Below are 20,960 nucleotides of genomic sequence, written 5' to 3' on the forward strand. Positions count from 1 at the left end.
CGCTGCGGTTCGATCCTTCGCCGCCGTCTCCTTTTTTCCTTCAATGGTGCGTAAATCAGATATGAGTTCCGCTCTGTCCATCCGGCAGCTAACCAAAACCTACGGCAACGGGTTCCAGGCCTTGAGTGGTATCGATCTGGACGTCGCCGAAGGTGACTTTTTCGCCTTGCTCGGCCCCAACGGTGCTGGCAAATCCACGACCATCGGCATTCTCTCGACCCTGGTGAACAAAACCAGCGGCACGGTGAATATTTTCGGTCATGACCTGGACAAAAATCCTGCGCAGCTCAAGCGCTCGATCGGCGTAGTGCCGCAGGAATTCAACTTCAACCAGTTCGAAAAGACCTTCGACATCGTCGTGACGCAGGCCGGTTACTACGGCATTCCGGCGAAGGTCGCCAAGGAACGCGCCGAGCAGTACCTCACCCAACTGGGCCTGTGGGACAAGCGCGATGTGCCGTCGCGTTCGTTGTCCGGCGGCATGAAGCGGCGCTTGATGATCGCTCGTGCGCTGGTACACGAACCACGTCTGCTGATCCTTGATGAACCGACCGCAGGCGTCGATATCGAGTTGCGTCGTTCGATGTGGACGTTCCTCACCGAGCTGAACCAGAAAGGCATCACCATCATCCTCACCACGCACTATCTGGAAGAGGCTGAGCAGTTGTGCCGCAACATCGGCATCATCGACCACGGCACCATCGTCGAGAACACCAGCATGAAACAATTGCTGGGCCAGTTGCACGTGGAAACCTTCCTGCTGGACCTGAAAAACGACTTGCACGCCGCGCCGCAATTGCTCGGCTACCCCGCCCGGTTGATCGACGGTCACACCCTCGAAGTCCAGGTCGACAAATCCATGGGCATCACGGCGTTGTTCACCCAGTTGGCGCAGCAGAACATCGAAGTGCTGAGCCTGCGTAACAAAACCAATCGCCTCGAGGAGCTGTTCGTGTCTCTGGTGGAGAAAAATCTGTCGAAGGTGGCGGTATGAGTTCCGAATTCCGTCCCAACCTTGTCGCCCTGCAGACCATTGTTTACCGCGAGGTCAAACGCTTCACGCGGATCTGGCCGCAAACGCTGCTGCCGCCGGCGATCACCATGGTTCTGTACTTTGTGATCTTCGGCAATCTGATCGGTCGGCAGATCGGCGACATGGGTGGCTTCACTTACATGGAGTACATCGTGCCGGGGCTGATCATGATGTCGGTGATCACCAACTCTTACGGCAACGTGGTGTCGAGTTTCTTCGGCAGCAAGTTCCAGCGCTCTATCGAAGAGCTGATGGTGTCGCCGGTGTCGCCGCACACGATTCTGATTGGCTTCACCATTGGCGGCGTGTTGCGTGGTCTGATGGTCGGCGTGATCGTGACGATTCTGTCGCTGTTCTTTACCCATCTGCAGGTGCACCACTTGGGCGTGACCATTTTGGTGGTGGTGCTGACGGCGACGATCTTCTCGCTGCTGGGCTTCATCAACGCGGTGTTTGCGCGCAACTTCGATGATATTTCGATCATCCCGACCTTTGTGTTGACGCCGCTGACCTATCTGGGTGGGGTATTCTACTCGATCACGTTGCTGCCACCGTTCTGGCAGACCGTGTCGCTGGCCAACCCGGTGCTGCACATGGTCAATGCCTTCCGTTACGGCATTCTGGGTGTGTCGGATATCCGCATCGGCATCGCGATCACCTTCATGCTTGTCGCGACCGTTGTGCTGTATCTCGGTTGCGCACGGTTGCTGGTGAGTGGGCGCGGGATGCGTACCTGATTCCAGACCGAGTCGTGGCCATCGCGAGCAGGCTCACTCCTACAGGGGAACGCATTCCAATGTAGGAGTGAGCCTGCTCGCGATGGGGCCAATCCAGACGCCACAAATCAAATCGGCCTCCCACTGCGGAGGCCGTTTTGCATTCAGCGCATGCGGCTTTTCTTGCGCCGCGCCCATTGCCGCGCGACCCACCAGCGCCAATACATCATCACCAGGCAATAGGCGAGGGCGCCCAGCACCAGCCCTACCACTACCGAACCGAGCAGAAACGGCTGCCACAGTGTCGACAACTCGCCGCTGATCCACTCCCAGGTCAGTTCATCCGGCAGATGCCGGGCGGGCACGTCCATCAAAAACGCCCCGGCCTGATAAGTGCAGAAGAACACCGCCGGCATGGTGATCGGGTTGGTCAGCCACACCAGGCTGACCGCAATCGGCATGTTCCCCCGCACCATGACGGCAAGGGCGGCGGCCACCAGCATTTGCGCCGGAATCGGCAGGAATGCGGCGAACAGACCGACCGCCATCGCCCGCGCGACCGAGTGGCGATTGAGGTGCCAGAGGTTCGGGTCATGCAGCAACTTGCCGAGAAAGCGTAAGGATTTGTGTTCCCTGATGCTCGTCGGATCGGGCATGTAACGTTTGAATAAGCGCCGGGGCATAAGGCTTCTCGGTCGGTTAAGGCGGCAAGTATGTCTGGATTCTACGAAGCGCCCATTCAGACTTTGTGACAATTGTTGACGACGCACGTGCCCGACACCCGCTATGCCTAAGTGCGGGACTCTCAAGGACGGGCTTATGCGCACAGGGATGATGGCGCTGGCAGTCGGTCTGCTGGCCCCGGTTTTTATGCCGGCCTTACCGCCGGTCTGGTTGATGCTGTTGTTGCCGGTGACGGCTTTGATGTTGCTGCCGTTTCGCAGCTATCCGTTGGCGTTTTTGCTGTTTGGTTTCACGTGGGCCAGCGTCGGTGCGCAATGGGCGTTGAATGATCGCTTGCCGGCCGAACTGGATGGCGAAACCCGCTGGCTCGAAGGGCGGGTGGTCGGTTTGCCGCAGAGCGCAGACGGCGTGGTGCGTTTCGAATTGGCCGACGCGCAATCACGTCACGGGAAATTACCCACGCTGATGCGTCTGGCCTGGTACGCCGGGCAGCCGGTCAACAGTGGCGAGCGTTGGCGATTGGCAGTCAAACTCAAGCGCCCCGGCGGTTTGCTCAATCCGGATGCGTTCGATTACGAGGCTTGGCTGCTGGCGCAACGCATCGGTGCGACGGGCACGATCAAGGATGGTCAACGCCTGAGCGAAGCGCGTTGGGCCTGGCGCGACAGCATTCGTCAGCGCCTGCTTGCAGTGGATGCGCACGGTCGGGCCGGTGCTCTGGCCGCGCTGGTGTTGGGCGATGGGTCCGGGCTCAGTCGCGAGGATTGGCAGATTCTTCAGGACACCGGCACCGTGCATTTGTTGGTGATTTCCGGACAGCACATCGGTTTGCTGGCGGCGGTGATGTACATGCTGGTCGCCGGCCTGGCCCGTTTTGGCCTGTGGCCGTTGCGCTGGCCGTGGCTGCCGTGGGCCTGTGGGCTGGCGTTCGCGGCAGCGTTTGGTTATGGCCTGCTCGCCGGATTCGACGTGCCGGTACAACGCGCCTGCGTGATGGTCGGGCTGGTGTTGTTGTGGCGTCTGCGCTATCGCCATCTGGGGGCATGGTGGCCGCTGCTGCTGGCGTTCAATGGCGTGCTGTTGCTGGATCCGCTCGTCAGTTTGCGTCCGGGTTTGTGGCTCTCGTTTGCGGCGGTGGCCGTGCTGATCTTTACCTTTGGCGGTCGTTTGGGCGCGTGGCGCTGGTGGCAGACCTGGACGCGGGCGCAATGGTTGATTGCGATCGGTTTGTGCCCGGTATTGCTGGCCCTGAACCTGCCGATCAGTCTCAGCGGGCCGCTGGCCAATTTGCTTGCAGTGCCTTGGGTCAGTCTTGTCGTGCTGCCGCCGGCGTTGCTCGGGACGATGTTGTTGCCCATACCCTATGTCGGCGAAGGGCTGTTGTGGCTGGCCGGTGGTTTGATCGACGGGTTGTTTCGCGCGCTGGCGATAATGGCCGGGCATTGGCCTGCATGGATCGCACCCTCGATACCCGCCTGGTTCTTGGCTGCTGGCAGCCTCGGCGCCGTGTTGTTGCTGTTGCCGCGCGGCGTGCCAATGCGCCCGCTGGGCTGGCCATTGCTGTTGCTGCTGGTGGTGCCGCCACGCGAACGGCTGGATGAGGGATTGGCCGAGATCTGGCAACTCGATGTCGGCCAAGGCCTGGCCATCCTGATCCGCACCCGCCATCACACGTTGCTCTATGACGCTGGGCCGCGCTTTGGTGATTTCGATCTCGGCGAGCGGGTGGTGCTGCCCGCGTTGCGCAAACTGAGAGTGGAAAAACTCGATCTGATGCTGCTCAGCCATGCGGATGCCGATCACGCGGGTGGCGCTCTGGCGATCACCCGTGGTTTGACCGTCGATCGCGTGATCAGCGGTGACCCGGCGGGATTGCCTGAGGTGTTGAGCGCCGAAGCCTGCGAAAGCGGCCGGCAATGGCAGTGGGACGGAGTCGCCTTTCAACTCTGGCAGTGGGCGGGCGCCCGCGACAGCAATCAGCGCTCCTGCGTCTTGCAGATCGAGGCCAATGGCGAGCGCCTGTTACTGACCGGCGATATCGACACCCACGCCGAACGCGCGCTGCTCGACAGTCCTTTGGCCGTGCCGACGCCATGGCTGCAATCGCCCCATCACGGCAGCCGCAGTTCATCGTCAATGGCGCTGCTCAAGGTGTTGCAACCCGCGGCCGTGCTGATTTCCCGTGGGCAGGGCAATTCCTTCGGCCATCCGCATCCGACCGTGCTGGCGCGTTATCGCAAACAGGGACTGCGCATTTACGACAGCGCCGAGCAGGGTGCCATTCAGGTGCAGCTGGGCACCTTCGCGCCGCCTCGCACGATGCGTCATCAGCGGCGTTTCTGGCGTGATCCGCCCGCGCTGGCCCACTGATCGGGGCATGAGCCAATGGGTATCACGGTCGTCGGGGCGGCGGGTCTTAATCGTCGATCGGTATGGTAAAGTGGCGCACTTTTTCGAGGGGACTGTCACTGTGTGGGAATTGGTCAAATCCGGCGGCTGGATGATGTTGCCGATCATTCTGAGCTCCATCGCGGCCATGGCGATCGTCGCCGAACGCCTGTGGACCCTGCGCGCCAGTCGCGTCACCCCCGAGCATCTGCTGGGCCAGGTCTGGGTCTGGATCAAGGACAAGCAGCTCAATAAAGAAAAACTCAAGGAATTGCGCGCCAATTCGCCGCTGGGGGAAATCCTCGCCGCCGGTCTGGCCAACTCCAAGCATGGTCGCGAGATCATGAAAGAGTGCATTGAAGAAGCCGCCGCCCGCGTCATCCACGAGCTCGAACGCTACGTCAATGCGCTGGGCACCATCGCCGCGATGTCGCCGCTGCTCGGTCTGCTGGGTACGGTGCTGGGCATGATCGATATCTTCAGCGCATTCACCGGTTCCGGTATGACCACCAATGCTTCGGTGCTGGCGGGTGGTATCTCCAAGGCGCTGATCACCACAGCAGCAGGCCTGATGGTCGGTATTCCGGCGGTGTTCTTCCACCGCTTCCTGCAACGCCGCATTGATGAACTGGTGGTGGGCATGGAGCAGGAAGCGATCAAACTGGTTGAAGTGGTGCAGGGTGACCGTGACGTCGACCTGGCCGAGGGCCGCGCGTGAAATTCCGTCGCAAGCCTCGGGAAACCATCGATATCAACCTCGCGTCGCTGATCGACGTGGTGTTCATTTTGCTGCTGTTTTTTGTCGTGACCACTACGTTTACCCGAGAAACCCAGTTGCGCGTTGATCTGCCGGAAGCGGTCAGCGGCTCACCGGCCGAAGATCAGCAGCTCAAGCAGATCGACGTGGCTATCAGCGCCGAAGGCGTGTTTTCGGTGAACAACAGGATTCTGCCGAAGAACGACTTGGCGACCCTGATGGAAGCCATGCAGAAAGAATCCAACGGTGACACCAACATGCCGTTGTCGATCAGTGCCGACGGCAAGACTCAGCATCAATCAGTGATCACCGCCATGGACGCGGCCGGCAAGCTCGGTTTCAGCCATCTGCGCATGACCACGGTCGAGGCGGCGCCCAAATCCTGATGAGCCTGTCCGATCGTTTGCTCGCTGCGTGGTATCAGGGGCACCCGGCCCTGACGCTGCTGCGGCCGCTGGAAATGTTGTACCGCCGCGTGGTGGTCGGTAAACGCCAGCGCTTTCTCGACGGTGAGGGCGAGATTTACCAGCCGCCAGTGCCGTTGATAGTGGTCGGCAACATCACCGTCGGCGGCACCGGCAAAACGCCGATGATTCTCTGGCTGATCGAACATTGCCGGCGCAGCGGATTGCGCGTCGGTGTGGTCAGTCGCGGTTACGGCGCCAAACCACCGCAACTGCCATGGCGCGTTGAGGCCGATCAAGCCGCTGAAATGGCCGGCGACGAGCCATTGCTGATCGTCCAGCGCACCGGCGTGCCGCTGATGATCGACCCCGATCGCAGCGCCGCGGTCAAAGCCTTGCTCGCCAGTGAGCCGCTGGATCTGATCCTCTCTGATGACGGCATGCAGCATTATCGTCTGGCGCGGGATCTGGAACTGGTGCTGATCGATGCCGCCCGTGGGCTAGGCAATAAACGTTGCTTGCCTGCCGGGCCGTTGCGCGAACCGATCGAGCGCCTGCAAAGCGTCGATGGCGTGCTGTTCAATGGTGCCACCGAAGATCGCGACGACGGTTTCGCTTTTCGTCTGCAACCCACCGCGCTGGTCAATCTGTGCAGTGGCGAGCGCAAGCCGCTCGATCATTTCTCCTCCGGCCAGGCCGTCCACGCGGTCGCCGGGATCGGCAATCCGCAACGTTTCTTCAACACCCTCGAAGCGCTAGACTGGCGAGCAATCCCCCATGCGTTTGCCGACCACGCTGAATACAGCGTCCAGGCGTTGAATTTCACACCGTCATTGCCGTTGGTGATGACTGAAAAGGACGCGGTGAAGTGCCGTGCCTTCGCTGCTGCCGACTGGTGGTATCTGGCGGTCGATGCCGTGCCGTCGCCGGCGTTCGTGGCCTGGTTCGACACACAGCTGATGCGCCTGTTGCCCGATCGGCTTTTGCCTTAGCTCTTTACTCAGGGAATGTTCATGGACACCAAATTGCTCGACATCCTCGCGTGCCCGATCTGCAAAGGCCCGCTCAAGCTCAGCGCCGACAAGACCGAACTGATCAGCAAGGGTGCCGGTCTGGCCTATCCGATCCGCGATGGCATCCCGGTGATGCTCGAAAGCGAAGCCCGCACTCTGACCACCGACGAGCGTCTGGATAAATGACCACTGCCTTCACCGTTGTCATCCCGTCGCGTTTCGCCTCGACCCGTCTGCCGGGCAAACCGCTGCTGGACATCGCCGGCAAGCCGATGATCCAGCACGTCTGGGAACAGGCGAGCAAAAGCAGCGCCTCCCGCGTGGTGGTTGCGACTGACGACGCGCGCATCGTCGAGGCGTGCAAGGCTTTTGGTGCCGAAGTGGTGCTGACCCGTGAAGACCATAACTCCGGCACCGACCGTCTGGCCGAAGTCGCGGCGAAACTGGGCCTTGAGCCTGACGCGATCGTGGTCAACGTGCAGGGTGACGAGCCGCTGATTCCACCGAGCGTGATTGATCAGGTCGCCGCCAACCTCGCCGCCCACACCGAAGCGCGCATGGCCACGTTGGCCGAGCCGATCGAGGACGTGGAAACCCTGTTCAATCCGAATGTGGTCAAGGTTGTCAGCGACCTCAACGGTCTGGCGCTGACCTTCAGCCGTTCGACCTTGCCGTGGGCGCGCGATGCCTTTGCCAAGAGCCGCGAGCAATTGCCTGAAGGCGTGCCGTACCGTCGTCACATTGGTATCTATGCCTACCGCGCCGGTTTCCTCCAGGACTTCGTCAACTGGGGCCCGTGCTGGCTGGAAAACACTGAATCCCTTGAGCAACTGCGTGCCCTGTGGCACGGCGTGCGGATTCATGTTGCCGATGCGCTGATCGCACCGCCCACCGGCGTCGATACCGTCGAAGACCTCGAGCGCGTTCGTCGCCTGCTGGGGGCCTGATGCGCGTTCTGTTTGTGTGCCTGGGCAACATTTGCCGTTCGCCCACGGCTGAAGGCGTGTTGCGCCACAAGTTGCGTGCCGCAGGGCTGGCGGATCAGGTCGAAGTGGCCTCCGCTGGCACCGGTGACTGGCACGTCGGCAACCCGCCGGACAAACGCAGCCAGGCCGCGGCCAAAGTGCGCGGCTATGACCTGTCGGCGCAACGCGCGCAACAGGTCAGCCGTGCCGACTTCGCCAGTTACGACCTGATTCTGGCGATGGACAACAGCAACCTGCGCAACCTCAAGGCGCTGCAACCGTCCACTGGCAAGGCCGAACTGGATCTGTTCCTGCGCCGCTATGCCGGGGTGGTCGATGAAGTGCCGGATCCGTATTACGACGGCGATCAGGGCTTCGAGCAGGTGCTGGATCTGATCGAAGCGGCCTGTGACCAATTGTTGATCGAAGTGAAGGGCCGGTTATGAGTTTGCAGGTGCAACCACAGGTATCCCTGAAACCGTTCAACAGTTTTGGCGTCGATGTTCGCGCGCAACTGTTCGCCGAAGCCCACAGCGATGCCGATGTCCGCGAAGCGCTGGCGTATGCCAGCGCGCACGATGTGCCGTTGCTGGTGATCGGTGGTGGGAGCAATTTGCTGCTCACGGCGGACATTCCGGCGCTGGTATTGCGCATGTCCACCCGTGGCATCCGCGTGATCAGCGATGACAATAGCCGCGTGGTGATCGAAGCTGAAGCCGGCGAGCCTTGGCACCCATTTGTGCAATACACGCTGGCGCAGGGTTTTTCCGGACTGGAAAACCTCAGCCTGATTCCCGGCACCGTCGGCGCTGCGCCAATGCAGAACATCGGTGCCTACGGTGTCGAGATCAAGGATGTGTTTGCCGGGCTCACCGCGCTGGATCGCCAGAGCGGCGAGCTGCGCGACTTCAGCCTCGAAGAGTGCAACTTTGCCTACCGCGACAGCCTGTTCAAGCAACAGCCTGGGCGTTGGTTGATTCTGCGCGTGCGCTTCAAACTGGATCGCGTCGCGCATCTGCACCTGGAATACGGCCCGGTGCGTCAGCGCCTGACCGAGCAGGGCATCGAGCAGCCGACGCCAAGTGACGTCAGCCGCGCCATCTGCAGCATCCGCAGTGAAAAACTGCCGGACCCGGCAGTGCTCGGTAATGCCGGCAGCTTCTTCAAGAATCCGCTGGTGTCGGCGGCCATTGTCGCGCAAATCAAAGTGCAGCACCCGGATGTGGTCGCCTACGCGCAACCGGACGGGCAAATGAAACTGGCTGCTGGCTGGTTGATCGAGCGCGCTGGCTGGAAGGGTTTCCGTGAGGCCGATGCCGGCGTGCATAAATTGCAGGCACTGGTGCTGGTCAATTACGGCACGGCGACCGGTCTGCAATTGCTCGATCTGGCGCAACGCATCCAGAAAGACATTGCCGAACGATTCAATGTCGAACTGGAAATGGAGCCCAACCGCTATTGAGGCTACGCTTTCAAAGCGCCATCCAAAGCCCTGCACTGATGAAAAAGTGCAGGGCTTTTTTGTTAACGCTGGGTTAACTTAGCGAGCTAACGATAACCGTCATTTGCTCCACCAAAGGCCCGGTGCAGACGTTCGCGTCGGCACAAGAGAGCCTGATTAGCCTGAGTCGATCTGCGTGAACCACCGCCGATTCAATGGCGGCAGATTGCTCGACCCCATAACCACTAAAAATATGCGGGCGTGCCCATGATTACCCTGAAACTCAACGGTCAAGACCATCCTCTCGATGTCACTGAAGATATGCCGCTGTTATGGGCGATTCGTGATGTCGCCGGTTACAACGGCACCAAATTCGGTTGCGGCATGGGCCTGTGTGGCGCCTGCACCATTCACATCGATGGCTTGCCGGCGCGCAGTTGCATCACGCCGATCGGCTCGGTGATCGGGCAGAACGTCACCACCATCGACAACCTGCATGCCGACCCGGTCGGGCAGGTGGTCCAGCAAGCCTGGCTCGACACAGCCGTCGCGCAGTGCGGTTTCTGTCAGGGCGGGCAAATCATGTCGGCCACGGCATTGCTTAAAACCAACCCGAACCCGAGCGACGAGCAGATTGAGGAAGCCATGGTCGGCAACATTTGCCGCTGCGGCACTTACAACCGGATCAAGACGGCGATCCGCCAAGCCTCCACCCATTTGAAGGAGGCCAAGGCATGAGCCGTCTTCCGAATGATTTCGCCCTGAGCAATCTCAGCCGTCGTGGTTTTCTCAAAGGCGTCGGCGCCACTGGTGCGCTGGTGCTGGCGGCAAGTTGGGGCTGGCAGGATGCGTTGGCCGAAGACAAACCGAAACAGTTCGGCGCCGATGGCATGCCCAATGGCTGGATCGATGATCCGAAGGTCTACGTCAGCATCGCCGCTGACGGCACCGTCACCGTTGTGTGCAACCGTTCGGAAATGGGTCAGGGCGTGCGCACCAGTCTGACCATGGTGGTCGCCGATGAGCTGGACGCTGATTGGGCGCACGTCAAAGTGCAGCAGGCGCCGGGCGATGAGGTGCGCTTCGGCAACCAGGACACCGACGGCTCGCGCAGCATGCGTCACTGGTACGAGCCGATGCGGCGTTGCGGCGCGGCAGCGCGAACCATGCTTGAACAGGCCGCCGCTGCGCAGTGGACAGTGCCGGTCGGCGAATGCCACGCGCAACTGCACAAAGTCATTCACAAACCGTCTGGCCGTGCGCTGGGTTATGGCGAACTCGCCGCTGCCGCCAGTGCGTTGCCGGTGCCGGCGCGTGAAAGCCTGCGCCTCAAGCAGCCGTCAGAGTTCCGTTACATCGGCAAGGAAGGTACTAAAGCCATCGACGGTGACGACATCGTCAACGGGCGTGCGGTGTATGGCGCCGACGTGCATTTCGATGGCATGTTGTACGCGACCATCGCTCGTCCGGCGGTGTACGGCGGCAAGGTCAAATCGCTGGATGACAGCGCTGCGCTGAAAGTCCCCGGCGTGCTCAAAGTGATCCAGATCGAAAGTCGCCCGTTGCCTTCAGAGTTTCAGCCGTTGGGCGGCGTGGCCGTGGTGGCCAGTAATACCTGGGCGGCCATCAAGGGGCGCGAAGCGCTGAAAATCGAATGGGACGATGGCCCGAACGCCAGTTATGACTCGATCGCCTATCGCAAGGAGCTGGAAGCCGCTTCGCTCAAGCCGGGCAAAGTGGTGCGCAACACCGGCGATATCGACAAAGCCCTGAGCGGCGCTGCCAGCACCCTTGAGGCGTCCTACTATTTACCGCATCTGGCGCAGGCGCCAATGGAACCGATGGTCGCCATTGCTCGTTACAAGGATGGCGTCTGCGAGGCGTGGGCACCGAGTCAGGCGCCGCAAGTCACCCGCGAGCGACTTGCCGAGCGTCTTGGACTGCCCTTCGACAATGTCACCTTCAATGTCACATTGCTTGGCGGTGGTTTCGGTCGCAAGTCGAAGCCAGACTTCGTTGTTGAAGCAGCGATTCTCGCCAAAGAGTTCCCCGGCAAAGCCGTGCGGGTGCAGTGGACCCGTGAAGATGACATCCATAACTCGTATTTCCACACGGTGTCCGCCGAATACCTTAAGGCGGGCGTGGGCAAGGACGGCATGCCCTCCAGCTGGTTGCATCGCACCGTGGCACCGAGCATCACCGCGCTGTTCGCGCCGGGCATGAACCATGAAGCGGCATTCGAACTGGGCATGGGCTTCACCAACATGGCCTACGCGATTCCCAATGTGCGTCTGGAAAACCCCGAAGCCACCGTGCACACGCGGGTCGGCTGGTATCGCTCGGTATCGAATATTCCCCATGGTTTCGCGATCCAGAGTTTTGTCGATGAACTGGCGCACAAGGCCGGCGAGGATCCGCTCAAATACCAGATCAAGCTGCTTGGCCCTGATCGTCAGATCGACCCGCGCACGCTGAGCGAGGAGTGGAACTACGGCGAATCTCCCGAGCGTTATCCGATCGACACCGGACGCATGCGCACTGTGCTGGAAACCGCAGCGAAAGCTGCTGGTTGGGGGCGCAAACTGCCCAAGGGACGTGGTCTTGGCCTGGCGGTGCATTACAGCTTCGTCACCTACGTGGCGGCGGTGATCGAAGTCGAGGTCAAGGACGACGGTACGCTGATCGTGCACAAGGCGGATATCGCTGTCGATTGCGGGCCGCAGATCAACCCCGAGCGCATTCGCTCGCAGTTCGAAGGCGCTTGTGTGATGGGCCTCGGTAATGCCGTGCTGGGCGAAATCAGCTTCAAGGACGGCAAGGTGCAGCAGGACAACTTCCATATGTATGAAGTGGCGCGCATGTCGCTGGCGCCGAAGGAAATTGCCGTGCATCTGGTGACGCCGCCGGGCGACGTGCCCTTGGGCGGTGTCGGCGAACCGGGCGTGCCACCGATTGCTCCGGCCTTGTGTAACGCGATCTTCGCCGCCACCGGCAAGCGCATTCGCAATCTGCCGGTGCGTTATCAGTTGCAGGGCTGGCAGAAGGCAGAGGCGTAATGGACAGCGTCGATCTCAACGTCTTGCGCAGCGTTCTCGAATGGCGCCGCGCCGGGCAGCGGGTGGTGCTGTTCAGCGTGGTGCAGACCTGGGGCACGGCGCCCCGGGCTCCCGGCGCCATGCTCGCCTTGCGCGAGGATGGCGTGGTGATCGGTTCGGTGTCGGGCGGGTGTGTCGAGGATGACTTGATCGCCCGTCTGCACGACGGCCGCATTGCCACCGATGGGCCGCCGGTGCAGTTGATTACTTATGGCGTGACCCGTGAAGAGGCGGCGCGGTTTGGCTTGCCTTGCGGTGGCACGTTGCGCCTGACCGAAGAGCGCGTCGGCGACCCTGCGTGGGTTGCCGAATTACTGGATCGTTGCGAGGCTCACGAGATCGTCGCCCGCGAGTTGAACGTCGAAACCGGCGAAGTGCTTCTGTCACCGGCGAGCAAAAGCGATGCGTTGGAGTTCGACGGTAAAACCCTGCGTGCGATCTACGGTCCGCGGTGGCGCCTGCTGTTGATCGGTGCCGGGCAGTTGTCGCGCTACGTCGCGGATATGGCACGGCTGCTGGATTTCGAAGTGCTGATTTGCGATCCGCGCACCGAGTTCGTGTATGGCTGGGAAGAGCACCACGGTCGTTTCGTCCCGGGCATGCCCGATGACGCGGTGCTGAGCATCCAGACCGATGAGCGCACGGCGATTGTCGCGCTGACTCATGATCCGCGTCTGGATGACATGGCGTTGCTGACGGCGCTGGATTCGCCAGCTTTCTATGTCGGCGCGCTCGGCTCGCGGGTCAACAGTCAGAAGCGTCGGGAGAATCTGGCTCAGCTAGGCTTGTCGGTAGAGGCGATCAATCGGCTGCACGGGCCGATCGGTCTGCACATCGGCAGTCATTCGCCGGCGGAAATTGCCTTGTCGTTGTTGGCGGAGATCGTCGCAATCAAGAACGGTGTCGAGTTGAAGCAGAAAAAAACACTGGAGGGCGCATGAGTCGATCCATTGCAGTGATTGTGCTGGCGGCGGGTGAGGGCAATCGCTTTCGCCAGGTGGCGGGTGCTGACAAGGACAAATTGCTGGCGGATTGCACCGGGCGTGATGGCGCGGTGCGTTCGGTGATCGAGCAAGTGTTGGTGAATCTGCCGGCCAGTCTTGAAAAGCGCGTATTGGTCACCACCGAAGCGCGGCCACAGGCGATGCGCATGGCGCAGGCTTATGGCTGTGACGTGGTCTCGATTGAATCGACCGGGATGGGTGACAGTATTGCCGCCGGCGTTGCGGCTTGTCCGGATGCGGATGGCTGGTTGATTGTGCTGGGGGATATGCCGTTTATCTTGCCGTCGAGTATTGAGCGGGTGGTTGCGGCGATTGCTGACGATGCGGTGAGCGTGCCGGTGCAGGAGGGCGAGTTTGGTCATCCGGTGGGGTTTGGGCGGTCGTTTGGTTTGGGGTTGCAGGCGTTGAGTGGTGATCGTGGGGCCAGGCCTTTGTTCAAGCAGGGCAGGGTGGTGGAGGTTGCCGTCGATGATCCAGGCGTTCTGTGGGATATCGATGTGCCTGAGGCTTTGGTTTTTGCCTCGTCTTGAGAGCTGCGTAATTCCTGAAAGCCTCTCACCCTAGCCCTCCCGAAACTTCGGACCGCCCAGAGGGAGAGGGGACTGACCGAGGTGTTCTTTCGAGGTACACCGACCTGAAACTTCGAGTCGAACTCCGGCCTTGAAGCACACGGAGATCGGCTCCCTTTCCCCCTCGCCCCGTGGGGAGAGGGCTGGGGTGAGGGGGTTGGATCTAGAATCCACCACAAAAAATCGAGGCATAAAAAAGCCCCGCTTGAATAATCAGGCGGGGCTTTTTAACGGCTTCGGGAATTACACGAGTGGTTTAGGCTCGTGCTCTTTTTCCTCAGCCTCTTGGTGCTGCTCGACCGCGTCCTGAACGGAGCGTGGTGCTTCAGCAATCACCGCTTCGACAACCGCTTCTTCAGCGACCGGGGCAGGCGCTGCCTCGACCACTTCAGCAACAGGAGCAGGCGCTGCCTCGACCACTTCAGCAACAGGAGCAGCAGCGGCAGCCAGTTCGGCTTCCTTCTGCAGACGCTCTTCTTCACGCTTGCGACGACGCACTTCACGTGGGTCGTTTGGCGCGCGGCCGCTTGGCGTCAGGGCGCTGACTGGAGCTGGCGCTTCAACCACCGGGGCTGGGGCTTCGGCAACCACTGGCGCTTCGACGACCGGAGCTTCAACGACAGGTGCTGGTTCGGCAGCCTTACGTTCTTCAAACACCGGGGTTTCGACCACTGGTGCTTCAACAACCGGTGCTTCAACCACTGGTGCTGGAGTTTCAGCAACAGTCGGCTCGGCAACCCAGTTGAAAGCGGTCTGTTCTTCACGAACTTCACGCACGGTTTCGGTCACGGTTTCAGCGACGGTTTCAACCACCGGCTCGGCAGCCACAAATGGCGCTGGCTCGACCTGAGGCAGGGTTTCCTGAACCGGTGCCACTTCGACTTCCGGAGCAGCAACCACTTCCACAGGCGTGGTGGCTTCAACAGCCGGCGCTTCCACTGCAGCGGTTTCCTGAACAGCAGCGGTGGCGCGTTCGGCTTGCTCGTGAGCTTGTGCTTCGGCCGGAGCGCTGATCACGGTGCTGGCAACGGCGGCGGTGACAGCCAGACCAGCAGCCAGATCGGCAGTGCTTGGCTCTTCAGCGTTTTCGCCGGACTCGGATTCTTCCGAACCTTCGATCACGTTGCCGTTGGCATCACGCTGACGCTCACGACGGTTGCTGCGACGACGCTGGCCGCGCGAGCGACGACGTGGGCGATCGCCCTCGGCGTTCTCCGAACCGTCTTCCGGCAGTTGCTCTTCGTTGATGTTCACTTCTTCTTCAGCGACGGCAGCAGCGGCCTGCTCGGCACGCGGTTGACGCTCTTCACGCGGCGGACGCGGTGCGCGCTCTTCACGTGGCTGACGGGCGGGACGCTCTTCAGCGGCAACGGCTGCGGTGGCTGCAGCTACTGGAGCGGCGTCCAGTGGCTCGCGCAGTTCACGTACACGCTCTTCACGCTCGCCACGTGGCTTGCGGTCTTCGCGCGGTGCACGAGGGGCACGTTCTTCACGCGGAGCACGAGGTGCGCGTTCTTCACGGGCTGCCGGTGCTTCGGTACGGGCTTCACGAGGCTCGCGGACTTCACGGGCTTCGCGTGGCTGACGCTCTTCGCGCGGCTCACGTGGGGCGCGCTCTTCACGCGGAGCACGTTCTTCGCGCGGCTTGCGCTCTTCATCGCGACGACCGTTACGGTTGCGGCTCTGCTGACGACCGTTGCGACGCTCTTCGTTACGGGCCGGACGTTCGGCAGCCGGTTTTTCAACCACGGCCGGAGCAACTGGCTCTTCTTTGGTAGCAAACAGGCTGACCAGCGATTTCACCAGGCCTTTGAACAGGCTTGGCTCTGGTGCGGCAACGGGAGCCGGTGCTGGAGCGGCAGGTGCGGCGGCTTCGGTCGGAACCGGAGCGTTGGCGCGGGCCGGGGCAGTCTTGACCGCAGCTTCCTGGCGAACCAGGGTGCGGGTCGCGGCGGCTGGCTGGACCTCTTCGACTTCGGCAGCGGCAGCAGCGATTTCGTAGCTGGACTGGTTGGTCGCGGCTTCCGGGCTGTCATCACGCAGACGCTGAACTTCGAAATGCGGGGTTTCGAGGTGGTCGTTCGGCAGAATGATGATGCGAGCACGGGTGCGCAGTTCGATCTTGGTGATCGAGTTGCGTTTTTCGTTGAGCAGGAACGCAGCGACCGGGATCGGCACTTGAGCGCGCACTTCGGCAGTGCGGTCTTTCAGGGCTTCTTCTTCGATCAGGCGCAGGATCGCCAGCGACAGCGATTCAACGTCACGGATGATGCCGGTGCCGTTGCAACGCGGGCAGACGATGCCGCTGCTTTCGCCCAGCGATGGACGCAGGCGCTGACGGGACATTTCCAGCAGGCCGAAGCGCGAGATGCGGCCGATCTGCACGCGAGCGCGGTCGGCTTCCAGGCATTCGCGGACTTTTTCTTCCACGGCGCGCTGGTTCTTGGCTGGGGTCATGTCGATGAAGTCGATGACGATCAGGCCGCCGATGTCGCGCAGGCGCAACTGACGGGCGATTTCTTCGGCGGCTTCAAGGTTGGTCTGCAGGGCGGTTTCTTCGATGTCGCTGCCTTTGGTGGCGCGCGCCGAGTTGATGTCGATGGACACCAGGGCTTCGGTCGGATCGATGACGATGGAGCCGCCGGAAGGCAGTTCAACGACGCGCTGGAAAGCGGTCTCGATCTGGCTTTCGATCTGGAAACGGTTGAACAGCGGAACGCTGTCTTCGTACAGCTTGATCTTGCTGGCGTACTGCGGCATCACCTGGCGGATGAAGGTCAGGGCTTCGTCCTGGGCTTCAACGCTGTCGATCAGCACTTCGCCGATGTCCTGGCGCAGGTAATCACGGATGGCGCGGATGATCACGTTGCTTTCCTGGTAGATCAGGAATGGCGCGGAGCGATCCAGCGAGGCTTCTTTAATAGCAGTCCACAGTTGCAGCAGGTAATCGAGGTCCCACTGCATTTCTTCGCTGCTGCGGCCAAGGCCTGCAGTGCGCACGATCAGACCCATGTCGGCCGGTGCAACCAGACCGTTCAACGCTTCACGCAGTTCGTTGCGCTCTTCGCCTTCGATGCGACGGGAGATACCGCCGGCACGCGGGTTGTTCGGCATCAGCACGAGGTAACGACCGGCCAGGCTGATGAAAGTGGTCAGGGCTGCGCCCTTGTTGCCACGTTCTTCTTTTTCGACCTGAACGATGACTTCCTGGCCTTCGCTCAGGACGTCCTTGATGTTGACGCGGCCTTCAGGGGCTTTCTTGAAGTATTCGCGGGAGATTTCTTTGAGGGGCAGGAAGCCGTGGCGCTCGGAGCCGAAATCGACAAAGGCAGCCTCAAGGCTTGGTTCGATGCGAGTGATACGGCCTTTATAGATGTTGGCCTTCTTCTGCTCGCGTGCACCGGATTCGATGTCCAGGTCGTAGAGGCGTTGGCCATCTACCAGTGCAACACGCAACTCTTCGGGTTGAGTTGCGTTAATCAGCATTCTTTTCATGTAGTACCGTCGGTTTCCGGGCTGCCGGAAACGGCGTTCGGCACACACGACTTCTCACGGTCGGTGTCAGGTGCGTCGGGAGTGGTTGGCCATTCCCGTGTCCAGCGATATGCGGCCAATTGGGCCGATATAGCGACGTACGCGTCCTGCTTGCTGTGGCTACTTAAGCACTCAGTCAGGAGGAGGAATCAACCAGCGGCTGTGGACGAGATGAAGCGTCTTGATAAAGCCTATTGCTACACAGTCCAGCGGTTGTGCATCTCCACCCTACACGTATCCCTGATAATTCGGGTGCTGCAGCGCGCAGAATCCGCAGCGGGTTGGCATTTACCGTGAGCTCCGAAAGGGGAGGTCACGCATCATGGCTAATTCAGGCGTTGTTTCCGAAGCATTCGCTCGGGGTCATCTGCTGCTGACTGCACTTTGTGAACTGGCCTTGAATGTGTGCCTGCCAGGCGAGTAAAAACTCTGCTCGGCGGTGTAATTCAGGCCTCATGTCACCTGCGCTTGTTACAACTGCAAACTCCACCGTTACGTAGCGAAAGCCCCGTAGGACGGCCTCGCGTCCTGGTGAATTGCGTTGGTCAGGGCCGGTTTTTGACCGTGGTTCCTCTGTCCAGGCCGCTTTTGGCGGCGTTCGCGACTATAGCAGCAATGATTAAGTGCTTCAATTCCATAAAAATTGTTATCATCCGCGGCATGACAACTACTGCCCCTTCGACTCCAGGCGTTCAATTGCTTGAAGTCTCGCCGGAGTATGCCGGCCAACGAATCGACAACTTTCTCCTCGCCCGGCTCAAAGGCGTGCCCAAGACCTTGATTTACCGCATTTTGCGTAAAGGCGAAGTGCGCGTGAACAAAGGTCGGATCAAGCCCGAATACAAGCTGCAGGCCGGTGATATCGTGCGCGTGCCGCCCGTTCGCGTGCCTGAACGCGATGAGCCGGTGCCACTCGCCCAAGGCCTGTTGCAGCGCCTGGAAGCCTCGATTGTCTTCGAAGACAAAGCCCTGATCGTGATCAATAAGCCCGCCGGTATTGCGGTTCACGGTGGCAGCGGCCTGAATTTCGGCGTGATCGAAGCCTTTCGTCAGTTGCGTCCCGATGCCAAAGAGCTGGAACTGGTTCACCGTCTCGACCGCGACACCTCCGGCCTGCTGATGATCGCCAAAAAGCGCAGCATGTTGCGCCACTTGCATGAGCAATTGCGTGGTGACGGCGTCGACAAGCGCTATATGGCGCTTGTGCGTGGTAACTGGGCGACCTCGATCAAGAAGGTCAGCGCGCCATTGCTCAAGAGCAATCTGCGTTCCGGCGAGCGCATGGTCGAAGTCAATGAAGAGGGCAAAGAAGCCCTGACGATGTTCAAGGTGCTGCGCCGTTTCGGTGATTTTGCCACCATGGTCGAGGCTAAACCGGTTACCGGCCGCACCCACCAGATTCGCGTGCACACTTTGCATGCCGGCCATTGCATTGCGGGTGACAGCAAGTATGGCGACGAGGATTTCACCAAGGAGATCCGCGATCTGGGCGGTAAGCGTCTGTTCCTGCACGCCTACATGCTGACCGTGCCGCTGCCCGATGGCGGCAAGCTGACCTTGCAAGCGCCGGTCGATGAAATGTGGGCCAAGACCGTGGAGCGATTGAGTGCGCCCATCTGATTACAAACTGCTGATTTTCGATTGGGACGGCACGCTGGCTGATTCCATTCACCGGATTGTCGAGGCGATGCATTCGGCGTCCGGGCGTTCCGGTTTCGAGTTGCGCGATGATTTCGCCGTCAAAGGCATCATCGGTCTGGGTTTGCCTGAGGCGATCCGTACGCTGTATCCCGAAATCAGTGATGCCGAAATGACCTTGTTTCGCGAGTATTACGCCGATCACTACATCGCCGCAGAAGCCGTGCCTTCGCCGCTGTTCGAAGGTGTAGTCGAGTCGATGGCGTCCTTTCGCGAGCAGGGTTATCACCTGGCCGTCGCCACCGGCAAGAATCGTCGCGGGCTGGATCGGGTGCTCAAGGCCAATGGCTGGGAAGATTATTTCGATATCACCCGTGCTGCCGATGAAACTGCGAGCAAGCCGCACCCTCTGATGCTGGAGCAGATCCTTGCGCATTGTGGTGTGCGTGCGGAGCAGGCGCTGATGGTCGGGGATTCGTCCTTTGATCTGCTGATGGCGCGCAATGCGGGGATGGATTCGGTGGCGGTCAGTTATGGCGCGCAATCGATCGAATCGCTGCAACAGTTCGAGCCACGTTTGTCGATCGATCGTTTTTCCGAATTGCACGCCTGGCTGGGGCAGCAGGCTTAATACGTTTTTGCTGGGGTGGATGGCATGACCGACGAATGGAAAGCACCGGCCAAGGCAAGTGCCGACGGCGGTGACGAAAAAAGCTGGAAGCTGTTGGAAAAGACGCTGCTGGCCGGTGTTCAGGAGCAGCGTCGTTCGCGCCGCTGGGGGATTTTCTTCAAGCTGCTGACCTTTGTTTATCTATTTGTGGCGCTGATCCTGTTCACGCCGCTGATGGACATGGAAAAGAGCGCTACACGCGGCCCGAACTACACCGCGTTGATCGACGTCACCGGCATGATCGCCGACAAGGAGCCGGCCAGTGCCGACAATATTGTTGGCAGTCTGCGGGCGGCGTTTGAGGACAAGAAGGTCAAGGGTGTGATCCTGCGCATCAACAGTCCGGGCGGTAGTCCGGTGCAGTCGGGTTATGTGTATGACGAGATCAAGCGTCTGCGCGGCCTGCATCCGGAGATCAAGCTGTATGCGGTGATTTCCGATCTGGGTGCCTCCGGTGCCTATTACATCGCCAGTGCGGCGGATCAGATCTATGCCGACAAGGCGAGTCTGGTCGGTTCGATTGGTGTGACGGCGGCCGGTTACGGTTTTGTTGGCACCATGGAGAAGCTGGGTGTTGAGCGTCGCACTTACACCTCGGGTGAGCACAAGTCGTTCCTCGACCCGTTCCAGCCACAGAAGCCTGAAGAAACGGCGTTCTGGCAGAGCGTGCTCGACACGACGCACAAGCAGTTCATCAATAGCGTCAAGCAGGGTCGTGGCGATCGTCTGAAGGATAAAGAGCATCCAGAGTTGTTCTCCGGGCTGGTCTGGTCGGGCGAGCAGGCGTTGCCGCTGGGTCTGATCGATGGTCTGGGCAATGCCAGTTCGGTTGCGCGTGATGTGATTGGCGAAAAAGAGCTGGTCGACTTCACTGTGCAGGAGTCGCCGTTCGATCGCTTCTCGAAGAAGCTCGGTGCCAGCGTGGCTGAGCAATTGGCGATGTGGATGGGTTTCCACGGGCCTTCGTTGCGCTGATTCGTTGTAAAGATCAAAAGATCGCAGCCTGCGGCAGCTCCTACACAGATCGGTGTAGGAGCTGCCGCAGGCTG

At 60.6% G+C, this 20,960-nt stretch carries 19 protein-coding genes; 17 read left to right on the plus strand and 2 right to left on the minus strand.

Annotation, left to right across the window (positions count from 1 at the left end):
• Positions 1–61: 61 nt before the first annotated feature.
• Together F8N44_RS17020 and F8N44_RS17025 are read left to right on the plus strand one after the other, a co-directional pair.
• On the plus strand, positions 62–994 hold the full coding sequence (locus F8N44_RS17020) for an ABC transporter ATP-binding protein (protein ID WP_150651105.1): 933 nt from the start codon (positions 62–64) through the stop codon (positions 992–994).
• On the plus strand, positions 991–1,770 hold the full coding sequence (locus F8N44_RS17025; protein WP_007908200.1) for an ABC transporter permease: 780 nt from the start codon (positions 991–993) through the stop codon (positions 1,768–1,770). Before F8N44_RS17020 ends, F8N44_RS17025 begins: the two co-directional genes overlap by 4 nt.
• A gap of 143 nt (positions 1,771–1,913) precedes the next feature.
• Here F8N44_RS17025 and F8N44_RS17030 read toward each other — a convergent pair whose 3' ends face one another.
• Complete coding sequence (locus tag F8N44_RS17030; RefSeq protein WP_007908202.1) at positions 1,914–2,432, minus strand: DUF2062 domain-containing protein; 519 nt, start codon at positions 2,430–2,432, stop codon at positions 1,914–1,916.
• A gap of 136 nt (positions 2,433–2,568) precedes the next feature.
• On the opposite strand from F8N44_RS17030, the gene F8N44_RS17035 reads away from it, so the two are divergent.
• The 12 genes from F8N44_RS17035 to F8N44_RS17090 all read left to right on the plus strand — a co-directional run bounded on the left by F8N44_RS17035 (position 2,569) and on the right by F8N44_RS17090 (position 14,030).
• Positions 2,569–4,803, plus strand: a complete 2,235-nt coding sequence (locus F8N44_RS17035; RefSeq protein ID WP_150651106.1) for a DNA internalization-related competence protein ComEC/Rec2 — start codon at positions 2,569–2,571, stop codon at positions 4,801–4,803.
• A 100-nt stretch (positions 4,804–4,903) separates the two neighbouring features.
• Positions 4,904–5,539 carry a MotA/TolQ/ExbB proton channel family protein gene (locus F8N44_RS17040; RefSeq protein ID WP_007908216.1) on the plus strand — a complete coding sequence of 212 codons (636 nt, stop codon included), beginning with the start codon at positions 4,904–4,906 and terminating at the stop codon, positions 5,537–5,539.
• Positions 5,536–5,964, plus strand: a complete 429-nt coding sequence (locus F8N44_RS17045) for an ExbD/TolR family protein (RefSeq protein WP_127929345.1) — start codon at positions 5,536–5,538, stop codon at positions 5,962–5,964. The genes F8N44_RS17040 and F8N44_RS17045 overlap by 4 nt, the downstream gene beginning before the upstream one ends.
• Complete coding sequence (gene lpxK / locus F8N44_RS17050) at positions 5,964–6,974, plus strand: tetraacyldisaccharide 4'-kinase (protein WP_150651107.1); 1,011 nt, start codon at positions 5,964–5,966, stop codon at positions 6,972–6,974. The genes F8N44_RS17045 and lpxK overlap by 1 nt, the downstream gene beginning before the upstream one ends.
• Positions 6,975–6,995: 21 nt before the next feature.
• Complete coding sequence (locus F8N44_RS17055) at positions 6,996–7,181, plus strand: Trm112 family protein (RefSeq protein WP_003174668.1); 186 nt, start codon at positions 6,996–6,998, stop codon at positions 7,179–7,181.
• On the plus strand, positions 7,178–7,942 hold the full coding sequence (kdsB, locus tag F8N44_RS17060) for a 3-deoxy-manno-octulosonate cytidylyltransferase (protein WP_150651108.1): 765 nt from the start codon (positions 7,178–7,180) through the stop codon (positions 7,940–7,942). The genes F8N44_RS17055 and kdsB overlap by 4 nt, the downstream gene beginning before the upstream one ends.
• The gene (locus F8N44_RS17065) at positions 7,942–8,406 is read left to right on the plus strand and encodes a low molecular weight protein-tyrosine-phosphatase (RefSeq protein ID WP_007967581.1); all 465 of its coding nucleotides are present in this window, start codon (positions 7,942–7,944) and stop codon (positions 8,404–8,406) included. The genes kdsB and F8N44_RS17065 overlap by 1 nt, the downstream gene beginning before the upstream one ends.
• Complete coding sequence (gene murB / locus F8N44_RS17070; RefSeq protein WP_150651109.1) at positions 8,403–9,422, plus strand: UDP-N-acetylmuramate dehydrogenase; 1,020 nt, start codon at positions 8,403–8,405, stop codon at positions 9,420–9,422. Before F8N44_RS17065 ends, murB begins: the two co-directional genes overlap by 4 nt.
• A 246-nt stretch (positions 9,423–9,668) precedes the next feature.
• Positions 9,669–10,139 (plus strand): (2Fe-2S)-binding protein, encoded by a 471-nt coding sequence (locus F8N44_RS17075; RefSeq protein ID WP_008086294.1) that lies wholly within the window; start codon positions 9,669–9,671, stop codon positions 10,137–10,139.
• Positions 10,136–12,457, plus strand: a complete 2,322-nt coding sequence (locus tag F8N44_RS17080; RefSeq protein ID WP_150651110.1) for a xanthine dehydrogenase family protein molybdopterin-binding subunit — start codon at positions 10,136–10,138, stop codon at positions 12,455–12,457. Before F8N44_RS17075 ends, F8N44_RS17080 begins: the two co-directional genes overlap by 4 nt.
• Entirely contained in the window at positions 12,457–13,437 is a 981-nt protein-coding gene (locus F8N44_RS17085; RefSeq protein WP_150651111.1) for an XdhC family protein, read from the plus strand. The genes F8N44_RS17080 and F8N44_RS17085 overlap by 1 nt, the downstream gene beginning before the upstream one ends.
• A complete protein-coding gene (locus F8N44_RS17090) occupies positions 13,434–14,030 on the plus strand; it encodes a nucleotidyltransferase family protein (RefSeq protein ID WP_150651112.1) in 597 nt (198 codons plus the stop codon). Before F8N44_RS17085 ends, F8N44_RS17090 begins: the two co-directional genes overlap by 4 nt.
• Before the next feature lie 282 nt (positions 14,031–14,312).
• Here F8N44_RS17090 and rne read toward each other — a convergent pair whose 3' ends face one another.
• On the minus strand, positions 14,313–17,564 hold the full coding sequence (gene rne, locus F8N44_RS17095; protein WP_150651113.1) for a ribonuclease E: 3,252 nt from the start codon (positions 17,562–17,564) through the stop codon (positions 14,313–14,315).
• 699 nt (positions 17,565–18,263) lie between these two features.
• Here rne and rluC point away from each other — a divergent pair.
• From rluC to sppA, 3 genes are read left to right on the plus strand one after another with little or no spacing between them, the layout of a single operon-like run.
• Positions 18,264–19,223: a 23S rRNA pseudouridine(955/2504/2580) synthase RluC gene (rluC, locus tag F8N44_RS17105; RefSeq protein ID WP_038364486.1), complete on the plus strand. Its 960-nt coding sequence runs from the start codon at positions 18,264–18,266 to the stop codon at positions 19,221–19,223.
• Positions 19,210–19,872, plus strand: a complete 663-nt coding sequence (locus F8N44_RS17110; RefSeq protein ID WP_064391511.1) for an HAD-IA family hydrolase — start codon at positions 19,210–19,212, stop codon at positions 19,870–19,872. The genes rluC and F8N44_RS17110 overlap by 14 nt, the downstream gene beginning before the upstream one ends.
• Before the next feature lie 24 nt (positions 19,873–19,896).
• Entirely contained in the window at positions 19,897–20,886 is a 990-nt protein-coding gene (gene sppA / locus F8N44_RS17115; protein ID WP_150651114.1) for a signal peptide peptidase SppA, read from the plus strand.
• Positions 20,887–20,960 lie beyond the last annotated feature (74 nt).

Origin of the sequence: Pseudomonas fluorescens (assembly GCF_902497745.1) — a bacterium.
Taxonomy (GTDB): Bacteria; Pseudomonadota; Gammaproteobacteria; order Pseudomonadales; family Pseudomonadaceae; genus Aquipseudomonas; species Aquipseudomonas fluorescens_BM.